Origin of the sequence: Dokdonella sp. (genome assembly GCF_017744955.1) — a bacterium.
GTDB lineage: Bacteria > Pseudomonadota > Gammaproteobacteria > Xanthomonadales > Rhodanobacteraceae > Dokdonella_A.
In genome coordinates this window covers 455,855-481,124 of sequence record NZ_JAGIAG010000002.1, presented here as the reverse complement: position 1 = coordinate 481,124, position 25,270 = coordinate 455,855, and the positions used below count along the sequence as shown (strand labels likewise).

Below are 25,270 nucleotides of genomic sequence, written 5' to 3'. Positions count from 1 at the left end.
GCGCGCCGCGGGTGGTCAGCGGGCGAAGGCGAGATTGAAGCCGAGGGTCAGCCAGGGACCGGTGCCGAGGCCGGCTTCGTGGCCGACGAGCAGGTCGACCGAGACGTCCTCGCCGAACGACCGGCGCAGCCCGAGCTGGCCGGCCGCGGTGCCGTGGGGGTCACCGTAGACTTCGGCGAGCAGGCGCCACGCCTCGTCCAGCACGAACTCCGCCCCCACACCGCCGGTGACGGTGCCGACCTTTCCTTCGGCCTTGCCCCAGCCGAGGTTGGCGTGCAGGACGAAGCGCTCGTCGTCGTCGAAGGCGATGCTCGCCGGCAGACTCAGCGCGCCGGCGACCCAGCGGCCGCGGCGTGCGTCCCAGCTCGCGCCGAGCGAGAAGCCGACGCCCCACTGCCGGACGCCGGCGTCGCGGAACACGTGCTTGAGGCCGGGCGACCACAGGCGCGTCGGGCCCGGCGCGGAGAACTGGCTGAAGCCGAGCGAGAACTCGTTGCCGGCCGCGCTGCACGCCGGCACCAGGGTCAGTTCCCGCGACGGAAAGTACGCGCGCGCCCACGACTCCACCTGGCACTGGCCGGGCGGCGTGACGGCCGCGTCGTCGACGTACAGGCTGGCGCCGGCGTGCGCGCGTCCCGCGCAAGCGGCCAGCAACACCGCGACGACGAATGGATGCTTGAAGGACATCGGCGCTCCCCGAATGAAACGGACGTGCCAAGGACCTTCCTCCCGGAGTCCGGACGACGCGTTGCTTCCGATGACGCGAGGCGGTGCGCGAGTACTCGCTCGCGCCGGCGCCCCGTCCCGAGCGGACGGAGCGCGACCTTGGGGTCAGGCGTTCCGTCGGCTCGAGGAGCCGCAACGAGATCGACTGGAACTGTCCAAGGTGGCAGGGCCTCTGGAATGGGATGTACGCAGCGGCGCGCACTGTAGTCGCGCTGCTGACGCGGATCAATCTCCACGCGCCTGTCCGGCCGGCGGGACCGCCGGTCGCCCGCCTCCGTCCATCGACGCCCCGGATCGGGGTAAATCGGCGACCGCGCACGCTAAACTGACGGCGATGGCTCATCCGATCTACCGCTTCGGCGATTACCGCATCGATCCCTCCGCGCGCGAACTGCAGCATGCAGGCGAGCTCGTGGTGCTGTCGCCGAAAGTGTTCGACAGCCTCGCCTATCTGATCGAGCATCGCGACCGCGCGATCGGCCGCGACGAATTGATCGCCGCGGTGTGGGGCAAGGCCGACGTCTCCGACACCCTGCTCGGCCAGACCGTGCTGAAGGCGCGCCGCGCGGTCGGCGACACCGGCAACGAACAGAATGCGATCCGCACGGTGCCGCGCTTCGGCTATCGCTGGATCGCGCCGATCCAGCTCGAGGCGCCACCGGCCGACGCGCCGCCGATCGAAACCGCGAGCGAGGACGCATCACCGCCAAGCCACGAGGCGACGACGGGACCCGCGCAGGTCGTCCCGATCGAAGCGACGCCCGAGTCGGAAACGCCTGCTGCCGATGACGCGCCGGCGGCGACGACGGCACCTGCGCCACGGCCGCGTTCGTTCTGGATGTCGGCGCTCGCCGCCGCGATCCTGGCCGTGGCCGCGCTCGGCTTCTGGCGTCATGCGCCGGAGCGCGCGAAAGCGCCCGCGCCGACGACGAGCGTCGCGGCAGAACGCAAGACGACGCCGGACGCCGCCGCCGTGTTGCCGGTCGAGGTCGACGCCGGCGGCGAATGGGCCTGGCTGCGGCTGGGCTTGATGGAACTGATCGCCACGCGCCTGCGCAACTCCGGCCAGGCCGTGGTGCCGGCCGACAACGTCGTCGCGCTCGCGCGCGACGATGCCGGCCGCGGCGAGGCCGCTGCTCTGCGCGTGCGCGAAGCGACCGGCGCACGCCTGACCGTCCTGCCGAGCGCGACGCGCACCGGTAACGAATGGGTCGTGCATCTGCTGCTGCGCAGCGCCGACGGCGGCGACCGCGAAGTCGAGGCACGTAGCGCCGACGTGATCGAAGCCGGCCGCGCCGCCGCCGACCGCCTGCTCGCCGTGCTCGGCAAAGCGATGCCGAAGACGCCGTCGGACACGCCCGACGCGTCGATCGCCGAACTGCTCTCGCGCGCCGAAGCGGCGCTGCTCACCGACGACCTCAACGGCGCGCGACGCCTGCTCGAATCGGCGCCTGCCGAGGCGCAGAAGCAGCCCGACCTGCGCCTGCGCCTGGTGCAGATCGACTTCCGCGCCGGCCAGTTGGAGCACGCGCGCGGCCTGCTCGACACGCTGTTGAAGGAAGTGTCCGCGGAAGCCGATCCGGTGCTGCGCGCGCGCATCCTCAACGGGTCCGGCGCGGTCAACGTGCGCCAGGACAAGAACGCCGAAGCCGAGCGCGACTTCGGCGAAGCGATCGCCCTGCTGGAAAACCGCGATCAGCCGGCCGCGCTCGGACAGGCCTACACCGGGCGCGGCATCGCCTATGCGCAGCAGGTGCGCCTGGATCTGGCCGTGGCCGACTTCTCGCGCGCGCGCATCGCGCTGGAACTCGCCGGCGACACGCTGGCGCTGGCGCGGATCGAGGCCAACGAAGGCATCATCGACGCCAAGCGCGGCCGCTACGCCGACGCGCTGGCCGCGCACGAACGCGCTGCGCAGCGCTTCGAGCGCTTCGGTGCGCTGAACGAGCTGATCCTCACGCTCGCCAACGCGGCCGAGGCGCAGCTCGCCCTGCTGCGCCCGGCCGATGCGCTGGCCACCAGCGATCGTGCCTGGGCGCTGCTCGGACGGCTCGAGAATCCGCGCACGAAGCACAGCTTCCAGATCACGCGCGTCGAAGCCCTGACCGAGAACGGGCGCCTGCTCGAGGCGCGCGCGCTGCTGCGCGAACTGCTGACGGCGATCCCGAACGACGGCGATCCGGTGATGCTGGCGCGCGTGCAGACCGCGCAGGCCGAGGCCGACCTCGCCGACGGCCAGGCCGCGGCCGCCGCAACGCTGGCGTCGGTGGCAGTGTCGAGCCTGGCGAACCTGGACTACCTGCGCGAGCGCGCGTCCGCCTGGACAGTCCTGATCCGCGCCCTGCGCGCGCAAGGCCGCGACGAGGAAGCGGCCGCCGAGGTCCAGCGCCTCAGCACCTGGACCGCCACCATCACGCAGGTGCCGCCACCGCTGGCCGCAGCCCTCGCCGAAGCCGAGCAGCGTTGGGCGGAACGGCAGCTCGACGCCGCGCGCACGGCGTACGAGAAGACCCTGCGCCTGGCCGAGCAGCAGGCGATCCCGGGCGACATCGCCGAAGTGGCGGTCTCCTACGGCAGCAGCCTGATCACCGACGGGGAGCTGCAGCGCGCCGCGGTGGTGGTCGGCCAGGTCGCGCGCTGGGCGGATCGCGACTTCCGCTGCGCCCTGCTGCAGGTGCGCCTCTATCGGGCGCTCGGCCAAGCCGACGCCTGGCGCACCGCCCTGCAGCAGGCCCGCGCCCTGGCCGGCGAGCGCAGCATCCCGGCCAACCTGGCCATCCCGCCCGAACAGCCCGCTGCGAATCGCCGCACCGCGCAAGTTCTCTAGCAAAATCAATGGACTGACGGTACGCGAACGCAGCGCGAATGAAGCGCGAATGCGGTGCCGCCGGCTGCCGCCGACACTCGACCGGACCCGCACCACGCTCGCGGGTTCTCCAATCTTCCGTCTCTCCGCCCCGAACGGCCGGCCTCCGCCACGCCGTCCGTGGGCGCTCTATCCGGATACCCCTACATGCGTTCGATGCTGCCCGCTGCCCTCGCCCTGATTGCCGGCTCCGCCCACGCCGGTACGCTCTACGACCTCGCCACTCCCGGCGCGCAACTGACCGCCCTGTCGCAGAACGGCCGCATCGCCAGCCTCTACGGCGTCGACACCGGCTGGCGCTGGGCCAAGGACATCGGCGTCACGGAAGTCGGCAACTTCGCCGAAGCGTTCGGCGCCAACTCCTGGGGTCAGGCGCTGGCCGGCGGCACCACCGACGCCGACGGCAACCAGGTCGCCGCACTCGCCTACAGCAACAGCGACCTCCTCGACGGTCCGATCGTCATCGGACCGTGGCCGGGCGGCATCGCCAGCGACGGATTCCTCAGCAGAGCCTTCGGCGTCTCCGACAACGGCGTCGCCGTGGGCCTGGCGATCGACGATACCGGCAAGTACTTCGCCTTCCGCTGGAGCGCGGCCGAAGGGATGAGCAAACTGCCGGTGAACCGGCCGCAGCGGTCCTCGCGCGCCAACAAGACGAGCGCCGACGGCAGCGTGATCGTCGGCTGGAACGACCAGGAAAGCGGCTTCCGCAGCGGCGTGATCTGGAAGGACGGCGCCGCCATCGATCTGGCCGATTCCGACGGCGTCCCGTCCGGTGAGGCCATCGCCGTTTCGCGCGACGGCCGCGTCGTGGTCGGCGAGCGGGCCTTCAACACCACCACGTTCAAGTACGAAGGCTGGCGCTGGACCGAAGAGACCGGCGTGCAGCGGATCGGCTGCCTGCAGGGCCCGTTCGGCTGCGACCCGTTCTCGCCGCGCGCGGTCAGCGACGACGGCTCGGTGATCGTCGGCGACGCGGTCGTCGGCGGCAGCTACGTGGCGGCGGTGTGGACGCAGAAGGGTGGCGTCCAGAACCTCGCCGACTACCTCGCCGCGCAAGGCCTGGCGCCGGACGGCTGGGCTCTGCGCAGCGGCGGCGCCATCTCCGGCGACGGTAAGACCATCGGCGGCTGGGGCGTCAATCCGAACAACGTATTCACCTCGTACGTCGCCGACCTGCACGAGGCGCCGCCGACCGAGGCGATCGTCGAGGTGCACGGCACGGTCAACTGGAACGACCTGCCGGAAGGTCCGTTCGCCGGCATCGCGGTGGACACGCCGGTGACGATGAGCTTCCGCGTGACCACGGTCGACGCCGCCGAAATCGATCCGGGCATGCACACCGCCTACATCATCGAACTCGACACCTTCCGTCTCGACGCCGACGGCGCCAGCGACACGCTGGTTCCGGCCACCTTTGGCCCTGCCCTGCGCATCGCCAACGACTACCCGCTGTCCGACGGCATCCATCTGTTCGAAACGCCGATGGCGACCGCAGGACAGATGATGGAACTGGAGCTGTTCGGCACCAGCGAAGGCCCGCTGGCCGGTGGCATGTTCGACTCCGACGACCTCGACCGCATCAACCGCACGTTCGGCCCGGAGTTCTTCAACAAGACCTCGTGGGTCATCACGCAGCAGGGCGGCAGCTTCGGCATGTACATGTCGCTGCAGTCGATCAGCATCAACGACTACGTGCCCGGCGACGACGACACGATCTTCGCCGACGGTTTCGAGTCGCGCTGATCCCGCCGCTCCGATCTCGCTTCCCAAGCGGTACCCGCCGTCCGGACTCTCTCGCCGGCGGCGGGTTTTTTATTGGCGCGGTCGTTCGCCAGGCTGCGCGCAGATCCAGGCGACGATCACACGCCGAATGCCCTCGTGCAAAAACGTTCGCCAGTAGTTCAATAAAATTAGTACCTTACGCGGAAAATCTCAAGTAAACCCTGTTAGGTTCCAAAGGCTTCACTGGCAACCTTCATGGGGAATTCGTTCATGCGTAAAAGCACCATCGCTATCGGCATCGCGGCTGCGTTGTCGGCACCCGCCTTCGTCGCGCACGACGCCGTAGCGGCAACAGGCAAGAACACCAGGACGTCCAAAGCCGCCGGCCCGGTCCATTCGGCCAACCGCTTCGCCTATCCGCGCCACGTGCAGCCGAACGGCAGCACGGTCCTCTACTCGCAGACCGCAGGCACCTACACCAGCGGCCCGGTTTCGTCCAACTCGCTCTCCACGGACGATTTCGATTCCTTCGGCGCCGACGACTTCACCGTCACCGACGCCGCGGGATGGACCGTCAGCGGCTTCAACTTCCCGGTCACGTTCGCCAACGGCGAGCCGGACGACGGTACGACCTACGACGTCGACGTCTACGCCGACGCGTCGGGCAAGCCCGACGACGGCACCGCACCGCTGTGCAGCGCGAACGGCGTCGCCGGGACGCTGGATGCGAGCAGCACCGCGCTCAGCATCGCCCTGCCGGCCACGTGCTCGCTGCCGCCCGGCCACTACTGGGTGACGCTGCAGGGCAACGTCGACTTCGGCATCTCCAACAACCAGATGTACTGGTCGGCGTTCTCGCCGGCGACGCTGCCCGGCAGCATCGCGCAGTGGAAGAACCCCGGCGGCGGCTACGAGATCGGCTGCACGTCCTGGACTGCGCTCGACAGCTGCGGCGACTTCACCGACACGTCCTTCGGCTTCGAAGTCGTCGGCGCGGTCGGTGCCGGTGACGCCTGCCCGGCTGACGGCATCTGCCTGAGTGTGACGCTCGGCACCGACACGAGCGCCGGCGCGTGCGGCACGGCCGATTCGCTCGACGTCACCGTCGGCGACCAGGTCAACTTCTGCTACACGGTCGAGAACCGCACCGCGCAGCCGCTCGACTACCACTCGCTCGGCGACAACATCGACGGCGAGTTCTTCCGGCTGATCAACCAGCCGCTGGCCGCCGGCGCGAGCTACCAGTACAACCGCGTCGTCACAGCCGGCGCGACCAGGACCCACACGGCGACCTGGACCGCACAGGACGTGCCGCCGGGCTACGCCGCCACCGTCGTCACCGGCGGCCCGGCGGTCACCGACCGCCTCTTTTGCGACGGCTTCGACGCCGCCGCCTGCGGCGGCGGCTTCATCGACATCAGCGGCACCGGTACCGCGCTCGATCTGTGGAATGACGGCGCGGAAGCGGTGACGATGCCGTTCTCGTTCAACTTCTACGGCAACACCTCGAACCAGATCTGCATCGCCAACAACGGCTTCATCCTGTTCGGCACCGCGTCCTGCCCGCTCGGCGGCTACTACGACAACCTGCCGCTGCCGACCGCCGACCTGCCGGTGCCGCTGATCGCGCCGCTGTGGGACGATTTCGATTCCACCAGCGGCGGCGTCTTCCACGCCACGCAGGGCACGGCGCCGAACCGCAAGTTCATCGTCGAATGGCACCAGCGCGCGCACTACGACGGCGCCAGCAATACCGACACGGCGACGTTCGAGGTCGTCTTCGACGAGGCGACGGGTACGCTCTCGTTCCACTATCTGGATGTCGCCTACACGGCGATCGGCGCCGTCGAAGGCGGCGATCCGGCGAATTGCGACGACGGCATCTGCGCCACGATCGGTCTGCAGGCCGATTCCACCCTGGCCAGCCCGTTCTCGTTCAACCAGGCCTCGATCGGCGACGGCACCGGCATCGAGTGGAACGCACGCGCACCGGCGATCTTCACCGCTTCCGACACGGTCACAGTGAACGTCGGCGCACCGGACATCCAGGTCGCACCGACCTCGATCGCCGCCACGGTCCCGGCCGACGGCTCGGCGACGACGCTGCTGGACATCGCCAACGTCGGCGATCGCGATCTGCAGTGGACGATCGGTGCATCCAGCCCGACCGCGCACTTCCCGATCGGCCCGCGCTACGTCGCGACCACGCGTGCGCGCGGCGAACGCCTCACGGGCGCCGTGCATCCGGAAGGTCCGCACGCCCGCCGGCAGGCCACACCGCGACGCGCGCAGCCGCAGCCGCTGGGCGGCGCCGCCGTGCCGGCCTACGCCTTCAGTCTGCAGTCGTCCACCGAAGGCAACTGGGTTTCCTTCGACGCCACCGCTCCGGGCACGCTGAACCTGCTCGCCTCCGTCGACGAACTATCCTTCAGCGGCGAATTCGTCGCCGACGACTTCAGCAAGGAATACTTCATCGCCTATCCGTCGGGCGATCTGAAGACGGTCGACACCGCGAGCGGTGCCATCGCCACCATCGGGCCCACCGGCCTCGACTATCGTCCGCGCGACCTGGCCTGGGACTTCACCACCAACACCTTATTCGGCACGGTCATGGACGGCGGGGTCGGCTCGGATCTGTACAAGTACGACCTCGCCACCGGCACGCCGACGCGGGTCGGCGCGATCAGCGGCATCGGCGCCAGCGGCTATTCGCTGGTGATGGGTCTGGCGGTCGACAGCAACGGCCTGATGTACGGCGTCGAGATCGCCTCCAGCTCGCTGGTCGCGATCGACAAGACCACCGGCGCGGCCACTACGATCGGCGCGCTCGGCGTCTCCGCGCGTTTCAGCCAGTCGCTCTCGTTCGATCCGGAGACCGGCACGCTGTACCTCCTCGAAGGCCAGTCGAACAGCCTGTACACCGTCGACCCCGCGACGGGCGAAGCGACGCTGATCGGCGCCGTCGGCGGAGAGGCCGACGCGCAGGTCGCCGCGTTCGCGATCGCGATCGGGCACGGGCCGTGCGCGCAGTTGCAGGACCTGCCATGGCTGTCCATCGCGCCGGCCGGCGGCACGACGCTGCCGGACGGCACTGATCCGGTCACACTCACGCTGGACGGCGCGGGGCTCGCCGACGGCGAGGTCAGGGACGGTACGCTGTGCGTGCGCAGCAACGATCCGGACAGGTCGCTGGTCAGGATACCGGTGCGGATGAACGTCGGCGCGCCATCACCGGCGCGGTGACGGCGGGCGCCGCAGCGGCGATCCCGATCGCCTGAAGAAGCCGGCATGTGTCGTTTCGAGGCGGGGGAAACCCCGCCTCTTTTCTCGCAAGTGCGTGCCTGGTCGTCGCGAACGGGAGCCGGATCGTGCCTCGAACGACCTTCATTTTCGGCATCGGCACGGCATCCGATAGGCCGGACGCGTGGGTTGCCGTCATATTGCAATCCCCGACGAAACGGTCGCAAGTCATTGATCTCGAAGAAACCGCACCGGACGAATCTGTGACCGAGCGCACCGATGCAACATTACTGAAATAAAACTCTCATCGTTTCGCAATCTCGCGGGCCTACAAAGCGCGGAGCCGGCCGGACCCTGAACGGGTTCCGAGCCGCCTTCGCTTTCCCACTGCTTTGAGGAGTCTCCGCGTGCTCACCTCGATCAAGACCCGCTTCGTCGCCGTTGGTCTGGCGACCGTCCTCGGGGCCGCCTCCGCGCAGGCCGCCGACATCACCGGCGCTGGCGCCACCTTCATCTATCCGATCCTGTCGAAGTGGTCGGACAGCTACAACAACGCGACCGGCAACAAGATCAACTACCAGTCGATCGGCTCCGGCGGCGGCATCACGCAGATCAAGGCCGGCACCGTGTCGTTCGGTTCGTCGGACAAGCCGCTGACCCCGCAGGAACTCGACGAAGCCGGCCTGGCGCAGTTCCCGTCGGTCATCGGCGGCGTCGTGCCGGTCGTCAACGTCGAAGGCGTCGAAGCCGGCAAGCTGAAGTTCACCGGCCCGCTGCTCGCCGACATCTACCAGGGCAAGATCAAGAAGTGGAACGACCCGGCGATCGCGCAGGTCAACCCGGGCGTGACGCTGGCCGACGCGAACATCACCGTCGTGCACCGCTCGGACGGTTCGGGCACCACGTTCAACTTCACCAACTATCTGTCGAAGGTCTCGCCGGAGTGGAAGTCGAAGGCCGGTGAAGGCACCACGGTGTCGTGGCCGGTCGGCGTCGGCGGCAAGGGCAACGAAGGCGTCGCCGCCTACGTGAAGCAGATCAAGGGCTCGATCGGCTACGTCGAACTCGCCTACGCGCTGCAGAACAAGATGACCTACACCGCGCTGCAGAACTCGGCCGGCCAGTTCGTGCTGCCGAGCCTGGCCAGCTTCCAGGCCGCGGCCGCCAGCGCCGACTGGAAGAACGCGAAGGACTTCCACCTGGTCATCACCAACGCGCCGGGCGAGAACTCCTGGCCGATCACCGCGACCAACTTCATCCTGGTCTACAAGCAGCCGAAGGATTCGGCCGCAGCCAAGTCGGTGCTCGACTTCTTCAAGTGGGCCTACGAGAACGGCGCCAAGCAGGCCGAGGAGCTGGACTACGTGCCGCTGCCGAAGTCGCTGGTCGAGCAGATCGAAGCCTACTGGCAGGCGGAAGTGAAGCTCTGATCGTCCGCTGCTGCTGACGACCGCAACGCCGACGCGCGCATCCCGACGATGCGCGCGTCTTTGTCCGGATATCTCCTAAGGATCGAGTGATGGCCGCTTCCTCGCCTGCCGCCGCCCTGCCCGCCGCCGTCATCGATGCGAGCCGGCGCGCCGAGCGCGACGCCCGCGCCGACAAGCTGTTCCGCGGCCTGCTCGCCGCAGCGGGCATCTTCGTGCTGGTCACCCTGATCGGCATCGCGCTGTCGATGCTGTGGGGCGGCCGCGAAGCGCTCGCCCAGTTCGGCATCGGCTTCTTCTTCTCCGCCGAATGGGATCCGGTCAACCAGAAATTCGGCGCGCTGATTCCGATCTACGGCACGCTGGTCAGCGCGCTCATCGCGATGCTGATCGCGGTGCCGGTCAGCTTCGGCATCGCGCTGTTCCTGACCGAAATCGCGCCGAACTGGCTGCGCGGCCCGGTCGCCTCGGCGATCGAGCTGCTCGCCGGCATCCCGTCGATCATCTACGGCATGTGGGGCCTGTTCGTGTTCGTGCCGCTGGTCGGCGAGCACGTCGCGCCGTGGCTCAACGATCACCTCGGCAGCTGGCCGCTGATCGGCCCACTGTTCACCGGCCCGCCGCTCGGCATCGGCATGCTGACCGCCGGCTTCGTGCTCGCGATCATGGTGATTCCGTTCATCTCCTCGGTGATGCGCGAAGTGTTCCTGACCGTGCCGACGCGCCTGAAGGAATCGGCCTACGCGCTCGGCTCGACCAAGTGGGAAGTGGTCTGGGACATCGTGCTGCCGTACACGCGCACCGCAGTGGTCGGCGGCGTGTTCCTCGGTTTCGGCCGCGCGCTCGGCGAGACGATGGCGGTCGCCTATCTGGTCGGCAACTCGGTCAAGTTCACCCCGTCGCTGCTCGAGCCGAGCACGACGATCGCCGCCCTGATCGCCAACGACTTCAACGAGTCGACCGGCCTGCACCGCTCCTCGCTGCTGCTGCTCGGCTTCGTGTTGTTCGTAGTCACCTTCATCGTGCTGGCCGCCGCCCGCCTGATGCTGCTGCGCCTGTCGCGCAAGGAAGGCAACGCATGAATTCCGCCGTCATCCCCGCTCCCGACGCCGGCAAGGCCGCCGTCGAGCGCCGGTTGTACTTCCGCCGCACCGTGGTCAACCGCCTCGCGCTCGTGCTCGGCTGCGCGGCGGCGCTGTTCGGCCTGGTGTTCCTGTTCTGGATCCTGTGGACGACGCTCAGCTACGGCCTGAAAGGCGTCAATCTCGACCTGTTCACCAAGATGACCCCGGCGCCGATGTCGGCCGGAGGCCTGCTCAACGCGTTCTTCGGCAGCGCGGTGATCTGCCTGATCGCGATCGTGATCGGCTCGCTGCTCGGCGTCGCCGCCGGCACCTGGTTGGCCGAATACGCCGGCAACAAGCGCATCGGCACCGTCACGCGCTTCATCAACGACATCCTGATCTCCGCGCCGTCGATCGTGATCGGCCTGTTCGTCGCGATCGTGATCGTGATGCAGTTCAAGCAGTACTCGGCGCTGGCAGGCGCGATCGCGCTCGCCCTGCTGGTGATTCCGGTGGTCGTACGCACCACCGACGAAATGCTGCGCCTGGTGCCGGGCCAGATGCGCGAGGCCGCGCTGTCGCTCGGCGTGCCGCAGTGGAAGGTCACCATGCAGGTGCTCTACCGCGCCGCGCTGCCCGGCATCGTCACCGGCATCCTGCTCGCGCTCGCGCGCATCACCGGCGAGACCGCGCCGCTGCTGTTCACCGCCTTCGGCAACCAGTACTGGAGCACCGATCTGCTCAAGCCGATGGCCAGCGTGCCGGTGGTGATGTACCAGTTCGTCGGCAGCCCGTACGAATCGTGGCAGACGCTGGCCTGGGCCGGTGCGCTCGTGCTCACGGTCTTCGTGCTTCTGCTCAGCCTGCTCGCCCGCGCCATCCTGCTCAGGAACAAGACCAGCCATGACTGACGCCCGCCTCGCCATCGCCACGCCGATCGTCGGCGCCACCGGCCGCGAGGTCGCGCCGGCCGGCGCGACCAAGATGGCCGCCCGCAATCTGAACTTCTTCTACAACGGCTTCCACGCGCTGAAGGACGTCAACTTCAACATCGCCGAGAAGCGCGTCACCGCGCTGATCGGCCCGTCCGGCTGCGGCAAGTCGACCCTGCTGCGCATCTTCAACCGCATCTACTCGATCTATCCCAAGCTCGAGGCGAAGGGCGAAGTGCTGCTCGACGGCGAGAACATCCTCGATCCGAAGTATCCGCTGAACCGGCTGCGCTCGAAGGTCGGCATGGTGTTCCAGAAGCCGGTGCCGTTCCCGATGTCGATCTACGACAACATCGCCTACGCGATCCGCCACTACGAGAAGCTGTCGCGCGCCGAGATGGACGCGCGCGTCGAGCTGGCGCTGACGCAGGGCGCGCTGTGGGGCGAGGTGAAGGACAAGCTCAAGCAGAGCGCGCTCGGCCTCTCCGGCGGCCAGCAGCAGCGCTTGTGCATCGCGCGCGCGATCGCGCTGCGTCCGGAAGTGATCCTGCTCGACGAGCCGACCTCGGCGCTCGATCCGATCGCCACCGGCAAGATCGAGCAGCTGATCTCCGAGCTGAAGGACCACTACACGATCGCGATCGTGACGCACAACATGCAGCAGGCCGCCCGCTGCTCGGACTTCACCGCGTTCATGTATCTCGGCGAGCTGGTCGAATTCGGCGCTACCGAAACGCTGTTCACGAAGCCGACCAAGAAGCAGACCGAGGACTACATCACCGGCAGGTTCGGCTAATCGTCGTGAGCGGGCAGCGGTGAGCGGTGAGCGGAAAAAGCTCGCCTCCTCCGCTCACCGCTCACCGCTCACCGCTCAAGAGATCCCAATGAACGCAAACGCCCCCACCAGCGAACACATCGTCAAGAGCTACGACGAGGAACTCAACCGCCTGACCGGCGAGATCCAGCGCATGGGCGAGATCGCGCTCGCCCAGCTCGACGCCGCGATCGACGCGGTGCTCGAACGCGACAGCGACTCCGCGCGCAAGGTCGTGCAGTCCGACGCGGCGATCGACACACTCGAACACGACGTCAGCCACGACGTCGTGCGCCTGCTCGCGCTGCGCCAGCCGATGGCGCGCGACCTGCGCGAGATCCTGGCGGCGCTGCGCATCGCCGCCGACATCGAGCGCATCGGCGACTACGCGGCGAACGTGGCCAAGCGCTCGATTGTGCTGAACCAGTCGGCGCCGGTGCAGCTGGCCTACGCGCTGCCGCGCCTGGCGCGCCTGGCCGAGAACCTCGTGCGCGAAGTGCTCGCCGCCTACCGCGACAACGATGCCGACCGCGCGCTCGACGCCTGGACGCGCGACGAGGAACTCGACGAGCAGTACACCGGCCTGTTCCGCGAACTGCTCACCTACATGATGGAAGATCCGCGCAACATCACGCCGTGCACGCATCTCCTCTTCATGGCGAAGAACCTCGAGCGCATCGGCGACCACGCGACGAACATCGCCGAGAACGTCTACTTCCTCGTGCACGGCGCGCACATCGCGCAGGTGCGCCGCAAGGGCGACACGACGTCTTCGCTGCTGCCGGTCGACGATCCGCGCTGAAGCGGACGGGCGCGCGACGGGAGCGGAGCCCACGCCGGGATCTCGCTCGCGCCGCCACCTCCGCGCCCGCCCGTTCGCGACGACGCACGCAGAAGGCTCCATGCGGACCAACGAAAAAGCCGCCCGAAAAGGCGGCTTTTTCGTCGACGGAGCGAGCCGATTCGCCGCCCTGGCGCGTCACTGCGAAAAGTCGAGATTCACCGGCTCGCGAGTGAGCTTGCGCAGGTTCCCGCCGGTGACCGGCACGTCCGGACCGACCACCTCGAGCTGGAAATCGTCGGCCCAGATCTCGCCCTTGCCCGACAGCAGAAAACCGAACGCGATGTCGATCGCGCCGTCCGGCACGTCGAGCACGATCTCGTAGCGCTTCCAATCGGTGTCGCCGACCAGCGCGCGATCGTCCATGTTGTCGAAGCCCAGCGAGCGCTCGCCGGCACCGTCGACGCGCATCCACATCTGGCCCCTGCCGGCCTGCTCCGTGCGCAGGAAGCCGGACAGGCGCACGCGTTTGCCGCGATACGCTTCGGCGTCGATCATCTGCGCCATGGTGCCGAAACCGGCGCTGTCGCCCTTGGCGCGAATGAAGCCGCTCTTGTCGCCCGGATGGCGTTTTCCGGCCACGCTGCCCATCTCGTAGTCTCTGGCGGCCGAACCGGTGGCGCTCCAGCCGGCGGGGATGTCGGCGTGGGCTGCGCCGGCCAGCGCGCAGCCGATCAACCACGCCAGGCAGAGGGATTTCTTCACGATCGTTTCTCCAGTTCGGATGGGAAGAAGTCGACGTCACTCGTCGGCCAGGAAGGTCGCCCGCGACGCATGGGTCAGCAGGTATTGCGCGACGGGAGAACGCGGCGGACCGACGTCCATGCGCATCAGGTAGGCGGCGATGCGCCCCTCGTCGTATCCGGCGGCCGCGCTCGCCATCGGCGGCGGCGGTGGCGGCGAAACCCGCAACACGTAGCAGACGATTCCGATCAGCACGCTGGCGGCGAGCGCCGCCGCCTTCCAGATCCAGGCGCCGCGCGCGGCGTGCGTGCGCGCGGCGGTGCGCAGGATGTGCGCGTCGACGCGCGCCGCCGGCGCTTCGCGTGCGCTGCGCCGGTAGAGCGCGACCAGATCGTCGATCGAGTCGTCGTTCATCGCCATTCCTCCAGTGCCGCCCGCAGCCGATTCTGCGCGTAGCGCAGCCGGCTCTTGACGGTCTCGCGCGAAACGCCGGTCGCCGTGGCGATGTCCTCGAGGCTCAGGTCGCCCTCGGCCTTCATCAGGAACGCCTCGCGCTGCGGCAGCGGCAGCTGCTGGATGGCGTCGAGCAGCGCCTGGCCGAGCGCCTCGTTGCCGCTGCTGCGCTCCGGCGTCAGCGTGACCGGCGGCAGCAGTTCCTCCCACGCGTCGGCGTCGCCGTCGGCGCGATGGTGCGCGTCCGGCGCATGCCGGCCGAGTTCGCGCCAACGATCGGTCGCACGCCGGTGCGCGATCGAGAACAGCCAGGCGGCGAACGGCGCGCGCGGCTCGTAGCGCTCGCGGCCGCGAATGATCGAGATCCAGACCTCCTGGAACACTTCCTCGGCTTCGTCCGCATGCGACGCGAGGCGCAATAGATACCGATGCAGCTTCTCGTGATAACGCAGGTAGAGCGCGCGGAACGCGTGCGAGTCGCCGCGACCGTAGGCGGTCATCAGCGCCTCGTCGGCGACTTCCTGCACGACGGCGGGCCGTGTCGCCTTGCGCTCCCGCCAGGGCAGATGCGCGAACGCGAAGTCCAGTAGCTCCAGGCAGGTTCCGTCGCTCGGGGTGATGGCGGCTGCGCGCATGATGTCCGGCTGTGGGAGTGACGATTCCATCATCGCCGGAAGCCGGGGAAAAGGGTTAAGCGCTGTCGCGGACAGCGCTCCGTGGCGCCGTCAGGCCGTGTTGCCGGCCGCCTTGGGCGCGACGACGTCCCGCCACCGGAGCAGCGGCCGCTCGTAGACGCGGTAGATCAACGCGGCCAACGCGATCGCCATCGCGACGAAGGCCAGCGCCTGCATCGAGCAGCCGGCGAAGCTGTCCCCTTTCCAGCCGAAACCCGACACCAGCACGCGCAGCAGAGCCAGCTGGCACACGTAGAGCGCATACGACCACAGCGCGAGCTTGCGCGTCGCCAGATCGAGCAGCCCGGGCCAGCCGCTCCGCTGCCACAACGCCGCGAACGGCAGGAACGCCGCGAAGCTGATCGAGATCAGGTTGAACAGGAACGTGCGCGCGAAGAAGCTCTGGTCGCGCGGCAGCAGCAGATAGGCGGCGATGCAGAAAGCGAGGCCGAGCGTACCGAGGAGCGCGATGCGCGACGCGGTCCGCAGCGACGGCCGGGCGCTGCGGAACCACAGCACCGCGACGACGCCGTAGGCGATCGCGTCGAGCCGCAGGAGCGCCACCTTGCGGATGCCTTCGTCCCAGTCGGGCTGGTAGTGCGCGACATAGGCGATGCGCACCAGCGTGAACAGCGCGATGCCGGACAGCACCAGCGCAGTCGGCCGAACGGCGCGCAGGAACGGAACACGCGTCACCGCGAGGATCAGCAAGGGCGCGACGAAGTAGAAGATCTCCTCGATCGCGAGGCTCCACGACTCCACGTAGAACATCGGCACCGGCCAGGCCAGGTTCTGCGCGAACACCAGATAGGCCGCGGCGGACGGCCACGTGCCGCTGACCCAGCGCTCGATCAAGACGTTGATCAGCAGGAACAGATAGTAGTTCGGCAAGGTGCGCAGCCAGCGCCGGAGCCAGAACCGGCGGACGTCCAGAGCGCCGGCCTGCGCCTGGTCGGCGAGGATGCCGCCGATCAGGAATCCGCTGAGCACGAAGAACAGCTCGACGCCGAAATGGCCGAGCATCCACCAGGCCTCGAAGGCCTGAAGATCGTGCGTGAGCGGCAGGAAGAAAAAACTCGCGTGCGAAACCAGCACCATCGCGATGGCGATCGCGCGCAGGAGATCGAGGCCGAAAACGTGCCCGCGCATGCGCGTGCCGTCGCTCGGAACCCGCTCAGGCACGCTGCCGCAGCGCCTCGAACAGCACGATGCCGGTCGCGACCGACACGTTGAGGCTCTCGACCTGACCGCGCATCGGAATGCGCGCGAGGAAATCGCAGGCCTCGCGCGTCAGGCGGCGCAGCCCCTCGCCTTCGCTGCCGAGCACGAGCGCGATCGGGCCCTTCAGGTCGACCGCATGGATCGACTGCTCGGTCTCGCCGACCAGGCCGACCAGCCAGACACCGGCGTCCTTCAGCGATTTCAGCGTGCGGGCGAGATTGGTCGCGGCGACGATCGGCACGCGATCGGCCGCGCCGGCCGAGGCGCGCCGCACGGTCGGGGTGACGCCGACGGCGCGATCCTTCGGCATCACCACCGCGGTCACGCCGGCCGCCTCGGCGCTGCGCAGGCAGGCGCCGAAGTTGTGCGGATCGGTGACGCCGTCGAGCACCAGGAACAGCGCCTCGCCGCCCGCCTTCTCGGCCAGCTCAGCCAATGCCGATTCCGGCAGCGGCGCCGGCGCGTTGTAGCGCGCGACCACGCCCTGATGACGGGCGCCGCCGGTCATCCGGTCCAGCGCGGCGCGATCGCGCGCGTGCGGCTTCACGCCGAGTTCGCGGGCGCGTTCGCCGAGCTCCTTCACGCGCGCGTTCTGCGATCCGGTCTCGATGTACAGCTCGACCAGATTGCCGACGTCGTGGTTCAGCGCGGCCTCGACCGCGTGGATGCCGATCAGGAGTTCGTTGCTCATCGAAGGCCGGAATTGGGGATGGGTATGGGAGGATCGGTGGAAGCCGGATCGCGCGGCGTCGCCGCGCCGGCACGGAACGGAATCGGCGGGCGGCTCGGACCACGCGCGAATCCCCTGCGAAAAGAAGCGCTTGCGGCTTGCTCGACGCCTGCTCCCGAGAGGGTGCACAGCGGCGTATTGTACACTTCGGCTCCTGACGTCTCCGCCTGCTTCGCCTCATGCAGTATTTCCACGACAGCTTCACCACGGCATGGCAGGCGTTCCAGTGGATCTGCGTCGTCTACTGCATCGGGCTGGCGATCGAGCAGTTGCGGCCGGCCGAGTCGCAGCAGCCGCTGCGCCGCATCGGCTTCAACATCGCCTACACGTTCGTGTTCCTGCTGCTCACCAACCTGCTGCTGCCGCCGCTGCAGGCGGTGACGAAGCCCTGGATCGACCGCTTCGGACTGGCCATTCCCGTCGCCTTCCCGGACGGCCCGCTCGGGCAGGCCCTGCAGGTGTTCGCGTTCTTCTTCATCATCGATTTCTTCTACTACTGGTTCCATCGCGCGCAGCACACGTTCGGCTGGCTGTGGATGCAGCACAAGCTGCATCACTCCGAGCTCTCGCTGAACATCACTTCGGGCAACCGTCACCATTGGCTGGAAGAGCCGATCCGAGTGTTCGCGATGTGGCTGCCGATGGGACTGCTCTTCCAGCAGAAGCCGATTTCGATGGCGCTGCCGTGGAGCGTGCTCTTTCTGTGGGGCTACTTCATCCACATGAACGTGCGCTTCTCGATGGGCCCGCTGACGTCGGTCATGTGCGGGCCGCAGCTCCACCGCATCCACCACTCCGATCTTCGCGAACACCGCGACAAGAACTTCGCCGCCGTCTTCCCGATCTTCGACATCCTGTTCGGGACGTACTGCAAGCCCGCCAAGGACACCTACCCGAGCACCGGACTCGACGACGGCGAGGATCTGAACGGCCTCGTGCGCTCCAGCCTCGCGCCGTTCCGCGGCTGGCGCGAGCAGCTGGCATCCGCGTTCAAGTCGCCGCGCGCGAAGGCCTGAACCGGATTTCTCGCCGACGCGAAGGCGCGCCCGGATCGGCGATTCGCCGAAGCCGGGCGGCACTCCGTCATTTCGTCGGCACGAGGCGGAAATCGATCTTGCGGTCTTCCAGACTCGCGCGCAGCACCTGCACGCGCACGGCGTCGCCGAGACGGAACTTTAGGCCGCGCCGCTCGCCGGCGAGCAGGCGCCGCGTCGCGTCGAAGTGGTAGTAGTCGTTCGGCAGCTGGCTGATGTGCACCAGGCCGTTGATCTTCGACTCGGCCAGCTCGACGAACAGGCCGAACGAGGCGACGCCGGAGACGATGCCGTCGAACTCGCTGCCGACGTGCTTTTCCATCCACGCGCACTTGTAGCGCTCGTCGACGTCGCGTTCGGCCTCGTCGGCGCGGCGCTCGTTGTGCGAGCAGTGCACGCACAGGCTCGCCATCGCGCTCGGGCTGTATTCGTAGCCGGCCGGCTTGCCGCCGCCGAGCGCGTAGCGGATCGCGCGGTGCACGAGCAGGTCCGGATAACGGCGGATCGGCGAGGTGAAGTGCGTGTACGACTCCAGGCCGAGACCGAAGTGGCCCGGATCGGTCGCCTGGTACACGGCCAGGCTCTGCGAGCGCAGCAGCACCGATTCGATCAGGCTGGCGTCGGGGCGCTTGCGCACCTTCTTCAGCAGCGCGCTGAAGTCGCCCGGCGTGACCTGGTCGTGCGGCGGCATGCTCAGCTTGAATTCGCGCAGGAATTCGAGCAGGTCCTCGTACTTCGACGCCGGCGGCGGCGCGTGCACGCGGAACGGCGTCGGGATGCGCTTCTTCTGCAGGAACTTCGCCGCCTCGACGTTGGCGGCGATCATGCATTCCTCGATCAGCTTGTGCGCGTCGTTGCGCTCGTAGGCGCCGAGCTGTACGACCTCGCCGCTCGGCCCGAGGCGGAATGCGACCTCGCTGCTCTCGAAGTCGATCGCACCGCGGCGCTGGCGCGCCTTCGCCAGCAGCTTGTAGAGCTGGTGCAGGTGCTTGAGCTGCGGCAGCACGTCGGCCAGTTCGGCGCGCGCGTCGGCGTTCTTCTCGCCGATCGCCTGCCACACGCGCGTGTAGGTCAGGCGCGCGTGCGAGCGGATCACCGCCGGGTAGAACTTCGAGCGCGCGACTTCACCGTCGCGGTCGACCTGCATCTCGCAGACCATCGCCAGCCGCTCGACCTTCGGATTGAGCGAACAGATGCCGTTCGACAGGCTCTCCGGCAGCATCGGCACGACGAAGCCCGGGAAGTACACCGAGGTCGCGCGGTTGTACGCCTCCTCATCCAGCGGTGTACCCGGCCGCACGTAGTGCGAGACGTCGGCGATCGCGACGATCAGCTTGAAGCCGTCCGCGTTCGGTTCGGCGTAGACGGCGTCGTCGAAGTCACGCGCGTCCTCGCCGTCGATCGTCACCAGCGGCGTCGCGCGCAGGTCGACGCGGCCCTTGATCTCCGCAGCCGAGACTTCCGGCGCGACATTGGCCGCGTCGCGCAGCACCGTGGCCGGCCATTCGTGCGGCAGGTCGTGGCTGGCGATCGCCATCTCGACCACCAGCGACGGCGTCAGCCGTTCGCCGAGGACGGCGAGCACGCGGCCCATCGGTCCGCGCTGGGTGGTCGGCTGCTCGGTGATCTCGACGATCACGATCTGGCCCGAGCGCGCGCCGCGCTCCTTGCCCGGCGTGATCAGGATGTCCTGGTGCAGGCGACGATCGTCCGGCGTGACCAGGACCAAGCCGTTCTCCTCGACCACGCGCCCGACCAGGCGCGGCGAGCGACGTTCCAGCACCTCGACGATGGCGCCCTGCCGACGGCCGCGGCGATCGACGCCGACCACGCTGGCGAGCACGCGGTCGCCGTGCAGCACCTTGCGCATCTCGGCCGGCGACAGGTACAGGTCCTCGCCGCCACCTTCATCGGGACGCAGAAAGCCGTAGCCTTCCGCATTGGCGATCACGCTGCCGCGAATCAGGTCGAGCTTGCTGGCGACGCCGTAGCCGCCGCGTCGGTTCTGGATCAGCTGGCCGTCGCGCAGCATTGCGCCGAGCCGGCGCGTCAGCGCTTCGAAATCGGTCGGCGCGGTCAGGTTCAGCGTGCGCGCGATCGACTCGACCGTCATCAGCTCGCCGTGCTGCTCGAGCAAGGCGATGATCGCCTCGCGGCTCGCGATCGGGCGCTCGTAACGGCTCGCCTCGCGCTCGGCGTAGGGATCGCGGATCGGCGCTGCGGCCTTGCCGCGCTTGCTCGCCGGCGGTGGCGGCGACGGCAGCCAGCCCGGCAGCGCCTTCTTCTTGTTGTTGCCGGCACGCTGGCCCGGGCCTCGTTTGTTGCGCTCGGCGCCTGAGCGCGAGTCGGTCGTCTTTCTTCGTTTCACATTCGTTCCCTCGTATCTCCCGCAGCGTCGCCGAGCGAGACGCCGATTGCAAGCCGATTCGTTGACAGAGCCTGGCGACGCCAGTATCGTTCGCGCCCCCGGTTGGTCACCCAGCCGGCGGGCCCAGGTGGCGGAATTGGTAGACGCACTAGTTTCAGGTACTAGCGGGTAAAACCGTGGAGGTTCGAGTCCTCTCCTGGGCACCACTTCGACGTCCGACGACGTCCATGCACTTCCAGCAACACTCCGAAACCCCGCTCCTATGCGGGGTTTCTGCTTTTCGGACTTCGCCTTGCCCACGCCGATACCGCTCGGTTGTTCCGAAGGGAACAGCACGGTGCAATGTCCGGTGGCCAGTCCGGGGCGAATCGAAGATTCGATTTCCGAATGAATCTCCCGAGTGAAAAGCCGTTTCGCGTGTGTCGCGCCCTACACCTTGCGCCCGCTTCAATGACGCGCCCCGTGTCGCCGTGCGCTTTGTGAATTCCCGATCTCCCACGATGAAAGCCTCCGGCGTGCGGCGCCGATCGGCCGAACCTGGCGATGCCGGAGCGACGGCTAGAATGAGCGATGGCCCTGCCACAGGATTCCATTGCCGAAACCGAACAGCTGTCGCGCGCACGCGCCGGCGACGCCGCCGCCTTCGACCGGCTGGTGGCCCCGCGCCGTCGCCAGCTACACATGCACTGTTACCGCATGCTGGGCTCGCCCTTCGATGCCGACGACGCGCTGCAGGAAACCCTGCTCGCCGCCTGGCGCGGGCTGGCCAGCTTCGAGTCGCGCAGCACGCTCGACACCTGGCTCTATCGCATCGCCACGCATGTGTGCCTGAGGCTGATCGAGCAGCGTCCGAAGCGCATGACCTCGCCCGATCACAGCGCAGCGCTGCAGGCGACGGCCGAGCTGGGCGAGCCCGTTGCCGGACCGGTGTGGCTGGAGCCCCTGCCGGACGAAGGCACCGGCGAGGATCCGGCGACCGCGCTGCAACGTCGCGAGCAGGTGGCGCTCGCCTTCGTCGCAGCGCTGCAGCACCTGCCCGGCACGCAGCGCGCCGTCCTGCTGCTTCGCGAAGTGCTGGAGTATTCAGCGGCCGAAGCGGCCGAGATGCTCGACACCTCGGTCGCGTCGGTCAACAGCGCGCTGCAACGCGCGCAGAAGACGGTGAGAGAGCGCATGCCCACGGCCGAGCCGCAGCCGCCCGACAAGCACGCAGCCGATGGCCTGCTGCAGCGCTTCGTGAGCGCCTGGGAGCATCGCGACATCGCCGCCATGGTCAGCCTGCTGGCCGAAGATGCCCGCTTCACCATGCCGCCGCTGCCCGCCTGGTTCGACGGCCGCCGCTTCGTCGAGATGTTCTTCGCAGAGCGCGTGTTCCAGACGCCGTGGCGGCTGCAGCCGATTCGCGGGAACGGTCAGCCGGGTTTCGCCTGCTACATCCAGCAGGCCGGCGACGACCGCTTCCGACCGGGCGGCGTGGTGCTGCTGCGCCTGCGCGAGGGCCGCATCGATTCGATCGACAGCTTCATCGACCCGGCCGTCTGCCGGCGCTTCGGCATGCTCGACGAACTTTTCTGAACAAATCGCGGCCGGCACCGATGAATTCGGTCATCGCCCCGTCTCCAACGAGATGACACGCCCCGGATGGACCGGTGGCGTGGTTCGACCTCAGGAGACTTTTTCATGGCCAAGCTCATCGTCAGCATCCTCAGTTCCCTCGACGGCTACTGCGCCGGCCCCGGCGGGGCGCTCGCCGGCCTGCCGATGGATGCCGCCTTCGGCATCCACAATCTCGACTGCCTGCGCCGCGCCGACACGCTGCTCTTCGGCGCCACCACCTTCGCGATGTTCGAGGCCTACTGGCCCAACGTCGACCGCGGTCCCGGCAGTGATCCGGTGCAACGGGAGATCGCCGAGCGCACGATGGCAGCGCGCAAACTGGTCGTCGGCGACCGCGTGGGCGTGCGCCCCGACTCGCCCTGGGCCGACACCGAAGCGGTGCCGCGCGCGCAGGCCCAGGCGCGCATCGCCGAACTCAAGGCGGCGCCCGGCGCCGATCTGCTGATCTACGGCAGCCACCTGCTCTACAACGACCTGCTGGCACGCGGCATGGTCGACGAGCTGCACCTGCTGGCGGGCAACGTGCTGCTGGGTGGAGGCGTGCCCACCTTCGAGCCCGGCCTGGCGCAACGCTGGGTGCTGCTGGATCAGCGCCGCCTGCCGGAGTCGGACACCGTGGCTTTGCACTACGACTGCCGGCCGCGCTGAAGCCACCGGCCGACTTCATCGACTCGCCCGACCGGGTGACAACGACGTTCCAGTGGCCGGCCTGGTTCACACCGCTCGGGTCGTCGAGAAGAAATGCGGCCCTCACGCGTGCAACTTTGCACGCGTGACCGCCGCGCATCGTTCGCTTCCGGGGAACCCGCCTTCCGGCGGGTTTTCATGGATGCGTCCGGCGTACGATCCGCGCGCAGGTTCCCGCGGGGAAAATCGGGAACCGCAGGCCGCAACACCTCGTCCGGCCGTGACGATCTCACAGGGAGTTGCCTCGCTGAAGCTGGGTTGCAGACCCGGCCGCGCCGAGAGCGGCCAGCAACTCGTTGTTTGCCGCTTTCGCGGCGACGTCGTGCTGCGCGCCACCGCTCCTGTGCGGAAGCGAGCTGACGGCTGCTCGGCACGACGGACTTTTCGCGGCAGCCGCGAAACCATTCCCTACCAGTCGACCGTCTCGTCGGTTCCGCCGAACATCGTCGGAACGTCCTTGAAATGCGGCAGGTCGTCCTTCACCGCCACCACGGCCTGCCGGCAACGAATGTGGAACGTCGGCTCGAACCGCTCCGTCGGCAGCAGGAAACCGCTCACGCCACGCATGCCGATACCCGGCGGTTCGCCGAAGAGCAACGTGCCGCATGTCGCGCAGCGGGTTCGCGGCAACGTCTTGTAGGTCCAGGTGAACGTGTCGCCGCCGGTGATTGTGACGGCCGGCGCCGGGAACAGGGCGATGGGCGCCAGCGCACCGCCGGTGACCGCGCGGCAGTCTCCGCAATGGCAATAGAACTGCGCCACCGGCGCAGCATCCAGTCGCATCTGCACTTTCCCGCAGCGGCAGTTCAGCGTGATGGGGCGCACGATCGTCTCCTCAGGCCACCAGGGTTTCGTGCCAGAAGGCGAAGTCGGCTTCGCCGTCCAGGAAGGTTGCGGCCGTTTCGAGAAAGGCCTGCATGTGCGGCTGCTGCATGTGCGGCCCGGTGAATGCCTCCCGGCTGTCCCATCGCTCGACGATCAGCCAGCGCTGCGACTGCTCGGGGTTCTCGTGCACGCGGATGCCGCGGCAAGCGGGCTCGAGGAGCATCACCTTGTCGATGACCGCGGCGAGTTCGCGCCGGGCGACGTCCAGCTTCCCGGGCCGGATGGAACAGGTGATCACGACGGTAACGGGCGATGTGTCGGCGGCCATCTGCTTTCCTTGAGTTATTCTCATAGATTCTCAGGCATTCTGCGCAGCGCTTGCGGCATCCGGCAAACGAATGTTTGTCATCCATTCTTGAGTAACGCTCAATCATCATGTCCCGCAAACTCCCGCCGCTCAGCACCCTGCCCTGTTTCGAAGCCGCAGCCCGGCATCTCAGCTTCTCCAGGGCCGCCGAGGAACTTCATCTCACGCCCGGCGCGATCAGCCGTGCCGTGAAGCATCTGGAGGACCATCTCGACGTGCGGCTGTTCGAGCGCGCTGCGCGCGCCGTGCGCCTCACCGAGGTCGGCGAACCCTATGCGCGCGCGGTGCGCGAGACGCTCGATCAACTGGCCGCCGCTACCGCGGCAGTGACCACCCGTCGCTCCGGCGCCACGCTCAACGTCAGCACGTCGGATGGTTTCGCCGGACGGTGGCTGGTTCCGCGCCTGTATCGTTTCCATCGCGCGCACGGCGGCATCGACGTACGCGTGTCCACCACCGGCAAGCTGGCCACCTTCCTCGGCGATGGGATCGACGTCGCCATCCGTTACGGCGGCGGCGCCTATCCGGGGCTTACGTCGGAATGGCTCGCCGACGAGGAAGTCTTTCCCGTGTGCAGCCCGCGGCTGCTGAAAGGCGCACATGCGCTGCGCAAGCCCGCGGACCTGCGCCATCACACGCTGATCCGCGACAACTATCCGATCGGCTGGGCCGAATGGTTTTCCAGCGTCGGCGTCAAGGGCGTGAACCCGCGCGGCGGCCTCACCTTCGACTCCTACACCTTCGCCGTGCAGGCCGCCGTGCAGGGCGAAGGCGTCGCGCTGGGCCGGACCATGCTGGTGGCGGACGATCTCGCCGCGGGCCGGCTGATGCGGCCCTTCGAGCAGGCGCTGAAGGCGACGTCGAGCTTCTATCTGGTCTATCCACCGCAGACGATCCGCCAGCGCAAGGTGAAAGCGTTCCGCGACTGGATCTTCGCCGAGATGGATACCCGCCTCGCGCGATGACGGGGCTCGC

At 68.3% G+C, this 25,270-nt stretch carries 21 protein-coding genes and 1 tRNA gene; 13 read left to right on the top strand and 9 right to left on the bottom strand.

Annotation, left to right across the window (positions count from 1 at the left end; genetic code table 11):
* Positions 1 to 15: 15 nt before the first annotated feature.
* A complete protein-coding gene (locus J7520_RS07165) occupies positions 16 to 687 on the bottom strand; it encodes a hypothetical protein (protein WP_291185923.1) in 672 nt (223 codons plus the stop codon).
* 373 nt (positions 688 to 1,060) lie between these two features.
* Between J7520_RS07165 and J7520_RS07160 the strand changes: the two genes are divergently transcribed.
* From J7520_RS07160 to phoU, 8 genes are all read left to right on the top strand, one after another.
* Positions 1,061 to 3,553 (top strand): winged helix-turn-helix domain-containing protein, encoded by a 2,493-nt coding sequence (locus tag J7520_RS07160; RefSeq protein ID WP_291185921.1) that lies wholly within the window; start codon positions 1,061 to 1,063, stop codon positions 3,551 to 3,553.
* Positions 3,554 to 3,739: 186 nt separating this feature from the next.
* Positions 3,740 to 5,338 (top strand): hypothetical protein, encoded by a 1,599-nt coding sequence (locus tag J7520_RS07155; protein ID WP_291185918.1) that lies wholly within the window; start codon positions 3,740 to 3,742, stop codon positions 5,336 to 5,338.
* A gap of 249 nt (positions 5,339 to 5,587) precedes the next feature.
* The gene (locus J7520_RS07150; protein WP_291185915.1) at positions 5,588 to 8,560 is read left to right on the top strand and encodes a hypothetical protein; all 2,973 of its coding nucleotides are present in this window, start codon (positions 5,588 to 5,590) and stop codon (positions 8,558 to 8,560) included.
* A gap of 443 nt (positions 8,561 to 9,003) precedes the next feature.
* Positions 9,004 to 9,987 (top strand): phosphate ABC transporter substrate-binding protein PstS, encoded by a 984-nt coding sequence (gene pstS, locus J7520_RS07145; RefSeq protein WP_291186543.1) that lies wholly within the window; start codon positions 9,004 to 9,006, stop codon positions 9,985 to 9,987.
* A gap of 89 nt (positions 9,988 to 10,076) precedes the next feature.
* Positions 10,077 to 11,066, top strand: a complete 990-nt coding sequence (gene pstC, locus J7520_RS07140; protein WP_291185912.1) for a phosphate ABC transporter permease subunit PstC — start codon at positions 10,077 to 10,079, stop codon at positions 11,064 to 11,066.
* Positions 11,063 to 11,959 (top strand): phosphate ABC transporter permease PstA, encoded by an 897-nt coding sequence (gene pstA, locus J7520_RS07135; protein ID WP_291185910.1) that lies wholly within the window; start codon positions 11,063 to 11,065, stop codon positions 11,957 to 11,959. The genes pstC and pstA overlap by 4 nt, the downstream gene beginning before the upstream one ends.
* Positions 11,960 to 12,032: 73 nt before the next feature.
* The gene (pstB, locus tag J7520_RS07130; RefSeq protein WP_291186540.1) at positions 12,033 to 12,776 is read left to right on the top strand and encodes a phosphate ABC transporter ATP-binding protein PstB; all 744 of its coding nucleotides are present in this window, start codon (positions 12,033 to 12,035) and stop codon (positions 12,774 to 12,776) included.
* A gap of 88 nt (positions 12,777 to 12,864) precedes the next feature.
* A complete protein-coding gene (gene phoU / locus J7520_RS07125; protein ID WP_291185908.1) occupies positions 12,865 to 13,596 on the top strand; it encodes a phosphate signaling complex protein PhoU in 732 nt (243 codons plus the stop codon).
* A gap of 177 nt (positions 13,597 to 13,773) precedes the next feature.
* Here phoU and J7520_RS07120 read toward each other — a convergent pair whose 3' ends face one another.
* The 5 genes from J7520_RS07120 to rlmB form a co-directional block, all read right to left on the bottom strand.
* A complete protein-coding gene (locus tag J7520_RS07120) occupies positions 13,774 to 14,340 on the bottom strand; it encodes a hypothetical protein (RefSeq protein ID WP_291185906.1) in 567 nt (188 codons plus the stop codon).
* Positions 14,341 to 14,376: 36 nt separating this feature from the next.
* Positions 14,377 to 14,733, bottom strand: a complete 357-nt coding sequence (locus tag J7520_RS07115; RefSeq protein ID WP_291185903.1) for a hypothetical protein — start codon at positions 14,731 to 14,733, stop codon at positions 14,377 to 14,379.
* Positions 14,730 to 15,407 carry a sigma-70 family RNA polymerase sigma factor gene (locus J7520_RS07110; protein WP_291185901.1) on the bottom strand — a complete coding sequence of 226 codons (678 nt, stop codon included), beginning with the start codon at positions 15,405 to 15,407 and terminating at the stop codon, positions 14,730 to 14,732. Before J7520_RS07110 ends, J7520_RS07115 begins: the two co-directional genes overlap by 4 nt.
* A 90-nt stretch (positions 15,408 to 15,497) precedes the next feature.
* Positions 15,498 to 16,595: an acyltransferase gene (locus J7520_RS07105; RefSeq protein WP_291185898.1), complete on the bottom strand. Its 1,098-nt coding sequence runs from the start codon at positions 16,593 to 16,595 to the stop codon at positions 15,498 to 15,500.
* A gap of 25 nt (positions 16,596 to 16,620) precedes the next feature.
* The gene (gene rlmB / locus J7520_RS07100; RefSeq protein WP_291185896.1) at positions 16,621 to 17,358 is read right to left on the bottom strand and encodes a 23S rRNA (guanosine(2251)-2'-O)-methyltransferase RlmB; all 738 of its coding nucleotides are present in this window, start codon (positions 17,356 to 17,358) and stop codon (positions 16,621 to 16,623) included.
* 218 nt (positions 17,359 to 17,576) lie between these two features.
* Here rlmB and J7520_RS07095 point away from each other — a divergent pair, with 218 nt between their 5' ends.
* On the top strand, positions 17,577 to 18,413 hold the full coding sequence (locus J7520_RS07095; protein WP_291185892.1) for a sterol desaturase family protein: 837 nt from the start codon (positions 17,577 to 17,579) through the stop codon (positions 18,411 to 18,413).
* 67 nt (positions 18,414 to 18,480) lie between these two features.
* On the opposite strand, the gene rnr is transcribed toward J7520_RS07095, so the two are convergent.
* Complete coding sequence (gene rnr / locus J7520_RS07090) at positions 18,481 to 20,643, bottom strand: ribonuclease R (protein ID WP_291186537.1); 2,163 nt, start codon at positions 20,641 to 20,643, stop codon at positions 18,481 to 18,483.
* A gap of 277 nt (positions 20,644 to 20,920) precedes the next feature.
* Here rnr and J7520_RS07085 point away from each other — a divergent pair.
* The 3 genes from J7520_RS07085 to J7520_RS07075 all read left to right on the top strand — a co-directional run bounded on the left by J7520_RS07085 (position 20,921) and on the right by J7520_RS07075 (position 23,064).
* A tRNA-Leu gene (locus J7520_RS07085) sits at positions 20,921 to 21,005 on the top strand.
* A gap of 364 nt (positions 21,006 to 21,369) precedes the next feature.
* Positions 21,370 to 22,374 carry an RNA polymerase subunit sigma-70 gene (locus J7520_RS07080; protein WP_291185890.1) on the top strand — a complete coding sequence of 335 codons (1,005 nt, stop codon included), beginning with the start codon at positions 21,370 to 21,372 and terminating at the stop codon, positions 22,372 to 22,374.
* A 105-nt stretch (positions 22,375 to 22,479) separates the two neighbouring features.
* Positions 22,480 to 23,064 carry a dihydrofolate reductase family protein gene (locus J7520_RS07075; RefSeq protein ID WP_291185887.1) on the top strand — a complete coding sequence of 195 codons (585 nt, stop codon included), beginning with the start codon at positions 22,480 to 22,482 and terminating at the stop codon, positions 23,062 to 23,064.
* A 447-nt stretch (positions 23,065 to 23,511) separates the two neighbouring features.
* Here J7520_RS07075 and J7520_RS07070 read toward each other — a convergent pair whose 3' ends face one another.
* Positions 23,512 to 23,886 carry a GFA family protein gene (locus tag J7520_RS07070; RefSeq protein ID WP_291185884.1) on the bottom strand — a complete coding sequence of 125 codons (375 nt, stop codon included), beginning with the start codon at positions 23,884 to 23,886 and terminating at the stop codon, positions 23,512 to 23,514.
* Positions 23,887 to 23,938: 52 nt separating this feature from the next.
* Positions 23,939 to 24,256, bottom strand: a complete 318-nt coding sequence (locus J7520_RS07065) for a putative quinol monooxygenase (RefSeq protein ID WP_291185882.1) — start codon at positions 24,254 to 24,256, stop codon at positions 23,939 to 23,941.
* A 107-nt stretch (positions 24,257 to 24,363) separates the two neighbouring features.
* Here J7520_RS07065 and gcvA point away from each other — a divergent pair, with 107 nt between their 5' ends.
* Positions 24,364 to 25,260: a transcriptional regulator GcvA gene (gene gcvA, locus J7520_RS07060; protein ID WP_291185880.1), complete on the top strand. Its 897-nt coding sequence runs from the start codon at positions 24,364 to 24,366 to the stop codon at positions 25,258 to 25,260.
* Positions 25,261 to 25,270: the final 10 nt, after the last annotated feature.

What these genes read in the sequence shown, in the direction of transcription:
- J7520_RS07165 (WP_291185923.1), bottom strand. Translation starts at nt 687, where the DNA reads ATGTCCTTCAAGCATCCATTCGTCGTCGCGGTGTTGCTGGCCGCTTGC.
- J7520_RS07160 (WP_291185921.1), top strand. Translation starts at nt 1,061, where the DNA reads ATGGCTCATCCGATCTACCGCTTCGGCGATTACCGCATCGATCCCTCC.
- J7520_RS07155 (WP_291185918.1), top strand. Translation starts at nt 3,740, where the DNA reads ATGCGTTCGATGCTGCCCGCTGCCCTCGCCCTGATTGCCGGCTCCGCC.
- J7520_RS07150 (WP_291185915.1), top strand. Translation starts at nt 5,588, where the DNA reads ATGCGTAAAAGCACCATCGCTATCGGCATCGCGGCTGCGTTGTCGGCA.
- pstC (WP_291185912.1), top strand. Translation starts at nt 10,077, where the DNA reads ATGGCCGCTTCCTCGCCTGCCGCCGCCCTGCCCGCCGCCGTCATCGAT.
- pstA (WP_291185910.1), top strand. Translation starts at nt 11,063, where the DNA reads ATGAATTCCGCCGTCATCCCCGCTCCCGACGCCGGCAAGGCCGCCGTC.
- pstB (WP_291186540.1), top strand. Translation starts at nt 12,033, where the DNA reads ATGGCCGCCCGCAATCTGAACTTCTTCTACAACGGCTTCCACGCGCTG.
- phoU (WP_291185908.1), top strand. Translation starts at nt 12,865, where the DNA reads ATGAACGCAAACGCCCCCACCAGCGAACACATCGTCAAGAGCTACGAC.
- J7520_RS07115 (WP_291185903.1), bottom strand. Translation starts at nt 14,733, where the DNA reads ATGAACGACGACTCGATCGACGATCTGGTCGCGCTCTACCGGCGCAGC.
- J7520_RS07110 (WP_291185901.1), bottom strand. Translation starts at nt 15,407, where the DNA reads ATGCGCGCAGCCGCCATCACCCCGAGCGACGGAACCTGCCTGGAGCTA.
- J7520_RS07105 (WP_291185898.1), bottom strand. Translation starts at nt 16,595, where the DNA reads ATGCGCGGGCACGTTTTCGGCCTCGATCTCCTGCGCGCGATCGCCATC.
- rlmB (WP_291185896.1), bottom strand. Translation starts at nt 17,358, where the DNA reads ATGAGCAACGAACTCCTGATCGGCATCCACGCGGTCGAGGCCGCGCTG.
- J7520_RS07095 (WP_291185892.1), top strand. Translation starts at nt 17,577, where the DNA reads ATGCAGTATTTCCACGACAGCTTCACCACGGCATGGCAGGCGTTCCAG.
- J7520_RS07080 (WP_291185890.1), top strand. Translation starts at nt 21,370, where the DNA reads ATGGCCCTGCCACAGGATTCCATTGCCGAAACCGAACAGCTGTCGCGC.
- J7520_RS07075 (WP_291185887.1), top strand. Translation starts at nt 22,480, where the DNA reads ATGGCCAAGCTCATCGTCAGCATCCTCAGTTCCCTCGACGGCTACTGC.
- J7520_RS07070 (WP_291185884.1), bottom strand. Translation starts at nt 23,886, where the DNA reads ATGCGACTGGATGCTGCGCCGGTGGCGCAGTTCTATTGCCATTGCGGA.
- J7520_RS07065 (WP_291185882.1), bottom strand. Translation starts at nt 24,256, where the DNA reads ATGGCCGCCGACACATCGCCCGTTACCGTCGTGATCACCTGTTCCATC.
- gcvA (WP_291185880.1), top strand. Translation starts at nt 24,364, where the DNA reads ATGTCCCGCAAACTCCCGCCGCTCAGCACCCTGCCCTGTTTCGAAGCC.